Origin of the sequence: Nonomuraea wenchangensis (genome assembly GCF_900111685.1) — a bacterium.
Classification (GTDB): domain Bacteria; phylum Actinomycetota; class Actinomycetes; order Streptosporangiales; family Streptosporangiaceae; genus Nonomuraea; species Nonomuraea wenchangensis.
Genome location: NZ_FOHX01000016.1, coordinates 92,431 through 104,995 on the forward strand (window position 1 = coordinate 92,431; position 12,565 = coordinate 104,995).

At 71.7% G+C, this 12,565-nt stretch carries 9 protein-coding genes; 7 read left to right on the top strand and 2 right to left on the bottom strand.

Features of this window, described 5'->3' with window-relative positions; translation table 11 throughout:
• The first annotated feature begins 110 nt into the window (after window positions 1-110).
• From BMW85_RS36245 to BMW85_RS36255, 3 genes are read left to right on the top strand one after another with little or no spacing between them, the layout of a single operon-like run.
• Window positions 111-617 (top strand): PadR family transcriptional regulator, encoded by a 507-nt coding sequence (locus tag BMW85_RS36245; protein ID WP_020546714.1) that lies wholly within the window; start codon window positions 111-113, stop codon window positions 615-617.
• Window positions 614-1,342, top strand: coding sequence for an ABC transporter ATP-binding protein (locus BMW85_RS36250; protein WP_091090771.1), 729 nt, complete (start codon window positions 614-616; stop codon window positions 1,340-1,342). Before BMW85_RS36245 ends, BMW85_RS36250 begins: the two co-directional genes overlap by 4 nt.
• On the top strand, window positions 1,339-3,606 hold the full coding sequence (locus BMW85_RS36255; RefSeq protein WP_091090774.1) for an ABC transporter permease: 2,268 nt from the start codon (window positions 1,339-1,341) through the stop codon (window positions 3,604-3,606). The genes BMW85_RS36250 and BMW85_RS36255 overlap by 4 nt, the downstream gene beginning before the upstream one ends.
• Here the strand turns inward: BMW85_RS36255 and treS are convergent.
• The gene (gene treS, locus BMW85_RS36260; protein ID WP_091090776.1) at window positions 3,593-5,326 is read right to left on the bottom strand and encodes a maltose alpha-D-glucosyltransferase; all 1,734 of its coding nucleotides are present in this window, start codon (window positions 5,324-5,326) and stop codon (window positions 3,593-3,595) included. The two genes, BMW85_RS36255 and treS, sit on opposite strands and share 14 nt — an antisense overlap.
• A gap of 258 nt (window positions 5,327-5,584) precedes the next feature.
• Window positions 5,585-7,222 carry an asparagine synthetase B family protein gene (locus tag BMW85_RS36265; RefSeq protein ID WP_091090779.1) on the bottom strand — a complete coding sequence of 546 codons (1,638 nt, stop codon included), beginning with the start codon at window positions 7,220-7,222 and terminating at the stop codon, window positions 5,585-5,587.
• Between the two features lie 71 nt (window positions 7,223-7,293).
• On the opposite strand from BMW85_RS36265, the gene BMW85_RS36270 reads away from it, so the two are divergent.
• From BMW85_RS36270 to BMW85_RS36285, 4 genes are all read left to right on the top strand, one after another.
• On the top strand, window positions 7,294-9,138 hold the full coding sequence (locus BMW85_RS36270; protein ID WP_245775265.1) for a glycosyltransferase family protein: 1,845 nt from the start codon (window positions 7,294-7,296) through the stop codon (window positions 9,136-9,138).
• A 10-nt stretch (window positions 9,139-9,148) separates the two neighbouring features.
• Window positions 9,149-9,772: an anticodon-binding protein gene (locus tag BMW85_RS36275; protein WP_091090783.1), complete on the top strand. Its 624-nt coding sequence runs from the start codon at window positions 9,149-9,151 to the stop codon at window positions 9,770-9,772.
• Window positions 9,773-9,896: 124 nt separating this feature from the next.
• Window positions 9,897-11,279, top strand: a complete 1,383-nt coding sequence (gene lysA, locus BMW85_RS36280) for a diaminopimelate decarboxylase (protein WP_091090786.1) — start codon at window positions 9,897-9,899, stop codon at window positions 11,277-11,279.
• Window positions 11,276-12,565 (top strand): homoserine dehydrogenase, encoded by a 1,290-nt coding sequence (locus BMW85_RS36285; protein ID WP_245775266.1) that lies wholly within the window; start codon window positions 11,276-11,278, stop codon window positions 12,563-12,565. The genes lysA and BMW85_RS36285 overlap by 4 nt, the downstream gene beginning before the upstream one ends.

Consider the following 12,565-nt stretch of genomic DNA (forward strand, 5'->3'; position numbering starts at 1 on the left):
ACGTGTTAGGTAGATGCATTCATGTTATGCACACCTGTAATCTGAAGGTCAATGGATAACCGCGTAACGCGTTCGTAACACGCGTTCCCATACGCCCGGGGAGGTGAGGCGTGCGGCTTCACCTGCTGGCGCTTCTGGCGAAGGAGCCGGCTCACGGCTATGAGCTGAAACAAGCGCTGGAGCAGACCTTCGGCAGCGCCTACCCCTCCCCGAACATCGGGCAGATATACGTCACCCTGGGCAGGCTGGAGAAGGACGGCCTGGTCAGGGCCGTCGACGTCGAGCAGTCCAACCGGCCCAACAAGAAGGTCTACTACCTGACCGCCAAGGGTCGCGACCTGCTCGAGATCTGGGTGGACGAGCCCACCGAGGGCCCCCGCGTGCGCGACGAGTTCTTCATGAAGCTCGTGCTCGCGCCGCTCACCGGCATCGCCGACCGGATGGCGCTGATCAGCCGCCAGCGGCGTCACTACCTCGGGCTCATGAGCGACCTCAACGACCTGCTGTCCCGTACGCCCCCGACCGACCGGGTGGCCCTGCTGCTCATCGAGGGGGCCATGCTCCATCTGCAGGCGGACCTTGACTGGCTCGAACGGTGCCAGGAGGATCTGGCATGACCTCCGTCATCAAAACGGTCAATTTGGTCAAAATCTACCAGGACGGCGCCCTGCCCGTGCCCGCCGTACGCGGCGTGGACCTCCAGGTCGAGCCGGGTGAGTTCGTGGCCGTCATGGGTCCCTCAGGGTCCGGCAAGTCCACCCTCGTCCACCTCCTCGGCGGCCTCGACACCAGGACGAGCGGCGAGATCTGGCTCGACGGCAAGCGCGTCGACACGCTCTCCGAGAGCGCCTGGGCGGTGCTGCGCCGCAGGCGCATCGGCTTCGTCTTCCAGTTCTTCAACCTGGTCGCCAACATGACCGTGGGCGACAACGTCGAGCTGCCCGCGCTGCTCGCCGGAGCCTCGCCCAAGGTGGCCCGCGAGCGGCGCGAGAGCCTGCTCGCCGCGCTCAACCTCACCGACCGCGCCGACGCCGCGCCCGCCCAGCTCTCCGGCGGCGAGCAGCAGCGCGTCGCGCTGGCGAGGGCGCTCGCCAACCAGCCCGCCCTGCTGCTGGCCGACGAGCCCACCGGCAACCTCGACAGCCGCAACACCCGCGACGTGCTGCGCCTGCTCGGCACCGTGCACAAGGAGGGCCAGACCATCGTCATGGTCACCCACGACGCCCGCGTGGCCAGCCTGGCCGACCGGGTGGTCTCCCTGTTCGACGGCGAGATCGTCGACGACGGCCGCATCGCCCGCCGCCGCACCGGCACGGCCGGCGAGGTGATCGACCTCAGATGAGCACCGCACTCGCGGGGAGCCGGTGGATCAAGGCCGACCTGCGGGCCAGGAAGGGCCAGGCGGTGCTCACCGTGCTGGCCGTGGCCGGGATCGTGGCCGCGCTGATCACCGCGGCGACCCTCCTGGAGGAGGGCACCAACCCCTGGCGGAGCCTGTTCGCCAGGACCGACGGCGCCCACGTCTGGCTCTACACCGACGACCGCCCCGACGTCTCGCTCAACGGCATCGACGGCGTGACGCGGGTCGCCGGCCCCTACCGTTCCGCGCCCGTCACCGTGGCCCAGGACGGCAAGAAGGAGCCCGCGGCGCTGCGCGCGATGCCCGCCACGCCGCCGGGGGTGGCGCATCCGGTCGTGGCCGAGGGCCGCTGGCTGGACCCGTCCCAGCCGGACGGGGTCGTGGTCGAGCGGTCCTTCGCCGAGTCGCTGCGGCTCCGGGTGGGCGCGCCGTTCACGATCATCGCGCTGAGCGGCGGGCGGCACACCCTCTACGTACGCGGCATCGCCGACTCCGCCGAGCAGGGCTTCTACCCGCAGTGGACGCCCGGCCTGGCGTACGTGCTGCCCCTCATGCTCGACCGGATCGAGCCCATGCTGGGCCGCAGCGAGTGGGTCACCGGGCTGCGCCTGGCCGACCCCGACGCCACGCAGGTCGTCTCGCAGCGCGTGGTGGTGATGCTGGAGGACAAGCTCCAGCGGGTCTACACCTGGCGCGAGGTCAGGGCCGCCATGGAGCTGGACAACCGGCTGCTGGGCACGCTGCTCGCGCTGTTCGGCGCGGTCGGGCTGGTGGCCGCCGCGCTGGCGCTCGCCAACGCGGCCGGCGGCCGGGTGCTCACCCAGCTCCGCGACCTGGCCACCCTGAAGTCCCTGGGCTTCACCAGGGGACAGGTGGCGCTGCTGCTGCTCGTGGAGCACGGCGCGCTCGGCCTGCTCGGGGTCATGGCGGGCGCGGTCGCCGGCTGGGGCGTGATGGTGCTGATGCTGGGCTCGACCTCCGTCGCCCCGGCGCCGATGCTGGCCATCGTGGGAGGCACGGCGCTGGCCGTGCTCGCCGCCGTGGGCGTGCCCGCCTGGCGCGGCGGGCGCACGCCGCCGATCCCCGACGTGCCGTCCGGGCCGCCGCGGGGCCGGCTGTCGCGGCTGGCGCGCCTGGCACTCCTCGTACGGCTCCCGCCGGCCCTCGTGCTCGGCACCCGTGACGCCTTCACCCGGCGGACGCCGGCGTTCCTGACGGCGTTCGGGCTGGCCGTGCCGATGATGATGATCACCATCGGGCTCGGCGTGTGGGCTACGCTCGACGACTTCGCCGACCATCCCGAGCAGGTGGGCCAGCACGCCTCGCTGTACGTCCGCGCGGGCAAGGTCGAGCCCGCCGAGGCCAGGCGCATCGCCGAGAGCGACCCCGGCGTGGCCGAGGTCTATCCGGGCACGGAGGTCAACGCCCTGTCGCCCGGCGAGGCCCGGTCCGTACGGGTGCGGGCGATCGGCGCGTCGGCCACGCCCTACCCGTTCCCGGTGGTCGAGGGGCGGATGTACGGCCGTCCCGGCGAGGCCGTCGCCGGGCAGGGACTGCTCGACCTGCTGGGGGTCGAGATCGGCGACCGGGTGCGTCTCACCGTGGGTGGCACGCCGCTGATCGTGCGCATCGTCGGCCGCAACGTCGAGCCCGACCAGGACGGCGAGGTGCTGTCGGTCGGGCTGGACAGCCTGTCGGCCAAGGACGCGGTGCCGCCGGAGTTCTACGCGCTGGCACTCAAGCCGGGCGCGGACACCGCCGAGGTGCGGGGCAGGCTGCTCGCCGAGTCGGGCGAGGGCCTGGAGGTGCAGGAGGTGGTCAACCCGGCCGACCGGCTGGCGGTCATCCGGGTGATCATCGTGGCGCTGATCGGGGTGCTGGCCCTCATCGGGCTGGCCAACCTGCTCACCGCGAGCGCGCTCGGCCTGCGCGACCACGCCTTCGACCTGGCCGTGCTGAAGGCCATGGGGCTGACGCCGCGCCAGGTCATGGCGACGCTGGTGACCGCCACGGGCCTGCTGGTGGTGCTGGGGGTCGGCGCGGGCGCGGCGGCGGGGATGTCGGTGGTGACGAGCCTGATCGACCTTCAGGGCGACACGAGCGGGGTGGGGGCGGGCATCGGCCGCGCCCCCTCGGCACTGACGTTGACGATCGCCGTGCTGACGGCTGTGGGCACGGCCCTCGCGGTCGCGCTCATCCCCGCCCGCCGCGCGGCCCGTGCCCAGGTGCCGGTCACCTCTCGCTGACGACCTCGGCCGACTCCCTGCGGGCGGCCGCGCCACGCTTGAGGCTGAACCAGTAGAAGCCGTGGCCGGGCAGTGTCAGCAGGTAGGGCAGCTCGCCGATCGTCGGGAACTGCACGCCGCCGCGCGCCTCGACCGGCGTCATGCCCTCGAACCTGCGCAGGTCGAGCTCCACCGGCTGCGGGTACTTCGACAGGTTGTTGACGCACAGCATCACGTCGTCGCGCTCCTCGCGGATGAACGTGAGCACCGACGGGTTGGACGACCACATTTCCGTGTAGGCGCCGGTGCCGAACACCGGGTGCTTGCGCCGGATCTGCAGCATCCTGCGGGTGAAGTGCAGCAGTGAGCCCTCGTGGCGCTGCTGGGCCTCCACGTTGACCGCCTGGAAGCCGTAGATCGGGTCCATGACGGCCGGCAGGTAGAGCCGCCCGGGATCGGCCGTGGAGAAGCCCGCGTTGCGGTCAGGGCTCCACTGCATCGGTGTGCGGACCGCGTCGCGGTCCTCCAGCCAGATGTTGTCGCCCATGCCGATCTCGTCGCCGTAGTAGATGATCGGCGAGCCGGGCAGCGACAGCAGCAGGGCCGTGAACAGCTCGATCCGGTCGCGGTCGTTGTCGAGGAGCGGCGCCAGGCGGCGGCGGATGCCGAGGTAGGCGCGCATGCGCGGGTCCTTGGCGTACTCGTTGTGCATGTAGTCGCGCTCTTCCTCGGTCACCGTCTCGAGCGTGAGCTCGTCGTGGTTGCGGAGGAAGATGCCCCACTGGGCGTGCTCGGGCAGCTTGGGAGTGCGCGACATGATCTCGGAGATCGGCTCGCGGGTCTCCTTCTTCACCGCCATGTAGATGCGCGGCATCAGCGGGAAGTGGAAGGCCATGTGGCACTCGTCGCCGCCGGTGGTGGGGTCGCCGAAGTACTCGACGACGTCCTCGGGCCAGCCGTTGGCCTCGGCCAACAGCACCCGGTCCGGGTAGAGACGGTCGACCTCGGAGCGGATGCGCTTGAGGTACTGGTGGGTCTCCGGCAGCCCGGAGCAGGCGGTGCCCTCCCGCTCGAACAGGTAAGGGACCGCGTCCAGGCGGAAGCCGTCGATGCCGAGGTCGAGCCAGAAGCGCAGCACCTCCAGCATGGCCTCCTGCACCGCCGGGTTGTCATAGTTGAGGTCCGGCTGGTGGTGGAAGAAGCGGTGCCAGTAGTACTGCTTGCGCACCGGGTCGTAGGTCCAGTTGGACTCCTCGGCGCCGATGAAGATGATCGGCGCGTCGGGGTATCCGGTGGGATCGTCCGACCACACGTAGAAATCGCCGTACGGGCCCTCGGGATCGTGCCGCGAGGCCTGGAACCAAGGATGTTTGTCGCTGGTGTGGTTCATCACGAGGTCGGTGATGATCCGCAGGCCGCGCTCGTGGGCGGCCTCGATCAGCTGGATGAAGTCCCCGAGATCTCCGAAGTCAGGAAGGATCTTCATGTAGTCGGAGATGTCGTAGCCGCCGTCGCGCAGCGGCGACTCGTACAACGGCAGCAGCCACAGGCAGTCGACGCCGAGCCATTCGAGATAGCCGAGCTTCTCGATGAGCCCCCGAAGGTCGCCGGTGCCGTCGCCGTTGGAGTCCTTGAACCCCCGGACGAGGACCTCGTAGAACACCGCCCGCTTGTACCAGGCTGGATCTTCGGAGACGAATGCCTCGGAGATCGGCTCCGGCGTTGGGGATGCGTTGATCATATGTCGCTCACAGGAAGAGATGTGGGCAGGACGAAGTCACCGGTTCCCCGGCGTTCTTGATTGGTGACCGCGCCGCCTGGAGTCGTCATCCCTGCGAACTCCATGCCCTCGAACGAGACCGGATTTGTGATCCGCTGCCCGTTTGTGCGGCGCTTACGGGCCGAACACTACCAGCCCGTCGGCTTTCCGGAACCCGCTTCTGCTGTGCCGGGTGTAATACCCGCGAGATCCGTATGTAACCACGTTGTTACCGAGAGTTCATGAGAAAGGCGGCACCAGCTCGGAGAGGTCGTTCTCGAAGTCACTCAGCCAAAGCCCGAAGAGTACCAATCCACGCACCCAGAAGCGGTCGTTCCAGCCACTGAACCTGGTGAGTGCGTCCGGGCCTCCCGCCACCACCTCGTGCAGCTCCTCCGACAGCAGCCCCGGAACCCTGCTCACCAGCGTCTCCAGCATGCCGTGCGCATAATTTCGGGCCGGTGCCGCCGTGGAACGCAGCGGCACCCGTTGGAGCGGCTGCTTGACGACGTTCGTGGAAGGAAGGGCCGCCACCCGCGGGTCGGCCGCGTGCAGCACCTCGCGGTAGAAACGGCCCTTGTCCTTGCGGGCCACCCCGACGGAGAGCGCCGCGTCGAAGAAGTCCGGATGGATGAACGGCGCCGCGAACGACGCCTCGGGCCCCACCAGGTTCACCGCCGAGCGCGCGATGCCCCGCACCGTCCTGGTGTGCAGCACCGACAGCGGCAGCTCGGCCCGGTGGCCGTGGAGCATGGAGGTGGCCGCCGCGAACTGCTCGCGCACGCTCTCCTCCATCCACTCCGCCGCCGCCTTCGACAGGAACGGCCGCGAGGGCGCGCCCAGCGACAGCGACCCCAGCACCGCCGCCGACCGCTCGGCCTGCGTCCGCGCCTCCAGCGCGGCCCCGCTCACCATGAAGTTCTTCAGCAGCGGCCCGCCGGCCAGGCCGTCCACCAGGATCCGGCCCGCGCCGTGCACCTCCTTGGCGAAGGGGGCGTACCAGGCGTGGTGCGGGGTGAGGTACTCCAGCCTGCGGGCCACCTCGACGGCGTCCGCCGGGTAGTCCGCCGGGTCCTGCGTGATCACCCGGTGCGGGATGCCCAGCTCCTTGGTGATCGCGCGGGCGAAGGCGATGTCGGTGTCGGTGCCGTCGTCCGGGCTCGTGGTCCACGACTCGACGTCCGCGCCGCGGGCCTTGGCCACGCTCGCCAGCAGCCGGGAGTCGTAGCCGCCGCTGACCGGCACGAGCAGCTTGCGGCCGTCGTACTCGGCGTAGACCTGGTGCAGCAGCTCGACGATCTCGGCGGGGCTGGTCCACGCCTCGTACGGCTCGGTGCGCAGCCAGCGCGGCAGCCGCCGCTCGACCGACACCCGGTCGTGCCGCCACACCAGCGCGCTCGACCCCGGCAGCCGCTTGACCTCGGTGTACGGCGTCGCCTCGCCCAGCGGGAACGTCACCTGGAGTATCGACGCCCAGGCCGACCAGTCGATGGCGACCGGCACCAGGGAGAGCAGCGGCTGGATCAGCGAGGAGAAGTAGACCGCCTCGCCGAGGCGGACGTAGTAGACGTCGACCAGCCCGAGCGCCCCCGTGTGCAGGGTGACGTCCGGGCCGTCGCCGACGAGGCCGGGCGTCTCGTACGTCTCGGCGACCGTCATCCAGTCGTCGGCGGCCGGCGGGCGGCGCTCGCCCCAAGCGAACGCGTACGAGTCGGCCGCGCGGTGGTAGGGCGGCAGCGGCGCCGAGCTGAACAGCGCGGCCTCTGGCGTCTGGAGCGCCGGGCGCACCCGCGGGCCCGCGCCGGTGAGCTTGCCCAGTATGGCGGTGTCGATCCGGCCGAGAGCGCCGCAGACGTAGGGCCGCACGTTGAACTGCACCGGATCTCATCCCTTCGAGCCGCTTCTCGCAAAAGAGTATCCTTTGCCAGGCTGAGGAAGCGGAGGTCGACTTGTCCACTGAGCTTGAGAGCACGCGCCGGGCACTGCGAGACGCGGTGGCGCAGGCGGAGCGGGCCGCCGAGCTGGCGAGGCTGCTCGACGCCGCCCAGGGGCGGCTCGCCGAGGCCGAGCGCAGCGTCGAGGAGGCCAGAGCGCTCGCCGAGCGGCTGAGCGAGGCCGAGGCCGCGCTGGAGGCCGAGCGGGCCGCCGCGGACAAGCTCCGCAGGGAGCTGGCCGAGCAGCGCTTCCAGGCCGAGGTGGCCAACTGGAAGCTGTCGTCGATCAAGGTCGCCCGCTGGAACCGGCTCGGCGACGCGATCAAGAGCGGCAAGAGCAACCCGGTCCGGCTCGCCAAGGGCCTGCGGACGGCCGCCAAGCCGGTCAAGCGGCCGAGCGCCCCCAAGCGCAGGCCCGTCACTCCCGCCGCCGGCAAGGAGGAGCGCCCCGGCGCCGCCTACCAGGCGACGACCTCCACCCGCACGCTCGGCGGCGCCTCGTTCAAGCTCAAGCCGTTCCGGGTGCCGACCGGCCCGAACACCAGGCCGCACATCACCGCGGCGGTGATCGCCGACCCGCACGCGGAGGCACTGCTCCGCTACGAGTGGCGCCAGACCACCGGCTTCACGCCCCGCGACTTCGCCCGGGTGCTCCCGCTGGAGGTGCCCCACCTGCTCGTGGTCGAGTCGGTCACCGAGGGCCCGTGGGCCGAGGAGATCACCGGCGAGCCCGGCGAGGGCATCCGCGCGCTGCTGGCCTGGTGCGCCGAGCGCGGCATCCGCACCGTGTTCTGGCACACCAAGGGCGCCATCGACGCCTACGCCGCCACCGCGCAGCTCTTCGAGCACCGCTTCACCAATGACCTGTCCGTGCCCTGGCCTAGGCTGCAGTTCGGCATCCAGCCGCGCGTCCACAACCCGCTGCCCCTGGCCGGCGGGCGCATCGACCGGGTGCTCACGCTCGACCAGCTCCTGCCGGGCCACCTGGCCTACCCCGACGTGCTCACCTCCTACCGATGGCCGGCCGCCGCCGACTGCCCGCCCGGCACGCCCCAGTGGCGGCTGGCCGAGATCGCCGCCTGCGGCACGCCCATCGGCACCGAGGCCGACTCGCGGCGGGCGCACGTGGCGCTGCGGCGGGCGTACCAGATGGGGACGATGACCGAGCGCGTGGACGAGCTGCTGGAGACCATCGGGTTGCCCAGCGCCCGCGCGACGCTGGAGACGTCCGTGCTGCTGCCGATCACCGACCCGCACCTCGTGGAGCACGGGCTCGCCCAGGTCGCCAGGCAGACCGGCGTGGCCCAGGTGATCGTCATCGGGCCGCCTGAGGCCGAGCTGCGCGCCCGCGACGTGCTGCCGGACCTCGACGTCGTCTACCGCCGGCCGCACCCGTCCATGAGCGAGGGCGCGATGCTCGCCGCCGGGCTCGACCTGTGCGAGGCCGACCTGGTGGCGGTCATGGACCCGCGCGACGTCTACGGCCCCCACTACCTGGCCGACCTGCGCCGGGCGTTCCTGTTCAGCACCGCCGACCTCGTCGGCAAGGCCGCCTACTACGCCCACCTGCGCAAGCCCCAGGCCACGCTGCTCAAGCAGCCCGAGGCCGAGTACGCCTACCTGCCGGAGATCGCCGGCGCCACCCTCCTGGCCCGCAGGAACGCCCTGCGCGAGATCGGCTTCGCCGACCTCAGCGAGGGCTGGGACGAGGTCATGATGCGGCAGTGCCGCACCGACGGGATCAGGGTGTTCTCGGCCGACCGGTTCGGCTACGTACGGGTGCGCGACGAGGACCGCTGGCTGCTCGGCGCCGCCCAGCTGGTCGAGTACGGCTCCGCCGAGCCCCACGCGCTCATCTAAAGTCCTCGGCATGACGTTCCCGGAGCTGGCCGGGGTGCTGGGGGAGCCGCCCGCGCCCGAGGGGAGCTGGGAGCGCCGGGCGCTGCTCGTCTCGGCGGCGGCGCTCCGGCGGCGGATGCCCGTGGCGGAGCTGGCCGGGCGGGTCCGCGCGGTGCCCGGCGTGGCGGGCGTCGCGGCCCGCGCGAACGGGCTCCTGGAGATCGAGGTGCGCGTGCCCGGCACGCTGCTGGAGTCGTTCGAGGTCCCGGCGATCCCGGAGCCGGGCTGGCCGGACTTCCCGCGCACCTGGGACAACCCCGGATTCGTGGTGCGGTACGGGCACGCGCGGGCGCGGGCGGTAATGAGGTGGGCCCGCGCGCTCGGGGTGCCCGGGGACGGTTTCGACCCGGCGGCGCTGGACGGCCCCTGGGACCGGGCGGTGCTGCGGGCGCTGGCCGAGCTGCCGGGCCGGGCGCTGAGCAGGGAGCCAGGGTGGGAGACCTACCTGGTGCGGCTGGCCCTGGCCTTCCACGACGCGCACGAGCGCGCGCCCGCCGTGCCGCGCGGCGACGAGCCGGCGCTGCCGGTGCACACGGCGCGGGTGCGGCTGGCGGTGGCGGTGGGACAGGTGCTGATGGGTCCGGAACGACTCTGATAGATCGCAAAATATTCGGCCAAACAGCGAAAAAGCGTAAAAATATCCCCCGTGGAGCCGGATCCCGTCTCGATACGTGGTCACCAGGTCATGGTGGAGTGGCGGTTCCGATAGCCTCGATCGGGTGAGTCGATTCGCCCATCCCGCCGGGGACCGGCACGCCGAGATGCTGCCCCAGGAGCGCCCGCCGCAGGCGCCCGCCGACCTCAACCGGATCCAGCCCGCGATCTGGCCCCGAACGTCGACCCGGACCGATGGCGCGCTCACGGTCGGCGGCGTGGACGTGCGCGACCTCGCCCGCGACTTCGGCACCCCGCTCTACGTCCTCGACGAGGACGACGTGCGCTCGCGCATGCGCGACTACGCCGAGGCCTTCGCCGGCTCCGACGTCCACTACGCCGGCAAGGCGTTCCTGTGCAAGGAGATCGTGCGCTGGCTCCACGACGAGGGGCTCGGCCTCGACGTCGCCAGCGGCGGCGAGCTGGCCGTGGCGCTCAGCGTCGGCTTCCCGCCCGAGCGCATCACCGTCCACGGCAACAACAAGTCCGTCGCCGAGCTGTCCAGGGCCCTGGAGGCCGGCGTCGGGCACCTCGTGGTCGACTCCTTCGAGGAGATCGCCAGGCTCGGCTACCTCGCCGAGCAGATGGGCAAGCGGCCCAAGGTGATGATCCGGGTCACCACCGGCGTCGAGGCCCACACCCACGAGTTCATCGCCACCGCGCACGACGACCAGAAGTTCGGCCTCTCGCTCGGCCACGGCGCCGCGGCCGAGGCCGTACGCCGCGTGCTCGCGCTGCCGCAGCTCGAACTCGTCGGCCTGCACTCCCACATCGGCTCCCAGATCGTCGACACCGGCGGGTTCGAGGTGGCCGCGCGGCGGCTGGCCAGGCTGCTGGTGGAGATCAAGGACGAGCACGGCGTGGTGCTGCCCGAGCTCGACCTCGGCGGCGGCTACGGCATCGCCTACGTCGAGGGCGACGACGCGCCCGACATCAAGGAGCTGGCCGACGGCCTGCGCGAGATCGTCACCAAGGTCTGCGTGGACGCGGGCCTGCCGGTGCCCCGGCTCACCGTCGAGCCCGGCCGCGGGATCGTCGGTCCTGGCGGCATCACCCTCTACGAGGTCGGCACGGTCAAGGACGTCGAGGGGCTGCGCACGTACGTGAGCGTCGACGGCGGCATGAGCGACAACGTGCGCACCGCGCTCTACGGCGCCGACTACACGGCGGTGCTGGCCAGCCGCGCGAGCGACGCCGCGCCCATGCTGAGCCGCCTGGTCGGCAAGCACTGCGAGAGCGGCGACATCCTCGTGCGCGACTGCCACTTCCCCGCCGACCTCGCGCCGGGCGACCTGGTGGCGGTCTCCTCGACCGGCGCCTACTGCCGGTCGCTGGCCAGCAACTACAACTACCTGCCCAAGCCGGCCGTGGTGGCCGTCTCGGGCGGCAAGGCCCGGGTGATCGTACGGGGCGAGACCGAGGAAGACCTGTTGAGGGGGCAGCTGTGAAACCGCTGAGAGTGGCTCTGCTGGGCTGCGGGGTTGTGGGCTCGCAGGTCATCCGGCTCCTGCACGAGCAGGCCGACGACCTCGCCGCCCGCGTGGGCGCGCCGCTGGAGCTGGCCGGGGTGGCCGTGCGCCGGCTCGGCCGCAAACGCGACGTCGAGGTCGATCCCGCGCTGCTGACCACCGACGCCGAGTCGCTGGTCGCCCGCGACGACGTCGACATCGTCATCGAGGTCATCGGCGGCATCGAGCCCGCCCGCGGCCTCATCGTCTCGGCGCTGTCGCGCGGCAAGTCCGTCGTCACCGCCAACAAGGCGCTGCTGGCCGAGGACGGCGCCACCCTGCACGAGGCGGCGCGGGCCGGCAAGGGCGACCTCTACTTCGAGGCGAGCGTGGCGGGCGCGATCCCGCTGCTGCGTCCCCTCCGCGAGTCGCTGGCCGGCGACCACGTCAAGCGTGTGCTCGGCATCGTCAACGGCACCACCAACTACATCCTCGACAAGATGGACTCCACGGGCGCGTCCTTCAACGACGCCCTGGAGGAGGCCCAGGCGCTCGGCTACGCCGAGGCCGACCCCACGGCCGACATCGAGGGCTTCGACGCCGCGGCCAAGGCCGCCATCCTCGCCGGGCTCGCCTTCCACAGCCGGGTGACGGCCGCCGCGGTGCACCGCGAGGGCATCACCGAGATCACCGCCACCGACGTGGCCTCCGCCAAGGCCATGGGCTACGTCATCAAGCTGCTGGCCATCTGCGCCCGCTCCGACGACGGCCGCTCGTTCGGCGTGCGCGTGCACCCGGCGATGATCCCGCGCACGCATCCGCTCGCGGGCGTGCGGGAGGCTTACAACGCGGTCTTCGTGGAGGCCGAGTCGGCCGGGCAGCTCATGTTCTACGGCAAGGGCGCGGGCGGCGCCCCCACGGCCTCGGCCGTGCTCGGCGACCTGGTGGCGGTGGCCCGCAACCGCCTCGCGGGCACCCGCGGCCCCGAGGAGTCCACCTACGCCGACCTGAGCGCCCACCCGATGGGCGAGACCGTCACGCGCCTCCACATGGCGCTCGACGTGGCCGACAAGCCGGGCGTGCTGGCGCGGGTGGCCGAGCTGTTCGCCAAGCACGACGTGTCCATCCAGACCGTGCGCCAGGAGGGGCACGGCGACGACGCCCAGCTCGTCATCGTCACCCACCGCGCCACCGACGCCGCGCTCACCGCGACGCTGGAGGGGCTGCGGGAGCTCGACATCGTGCGGGCCGTGACCGGCGTGATGCGCGTGGAGGGCGACGACTAG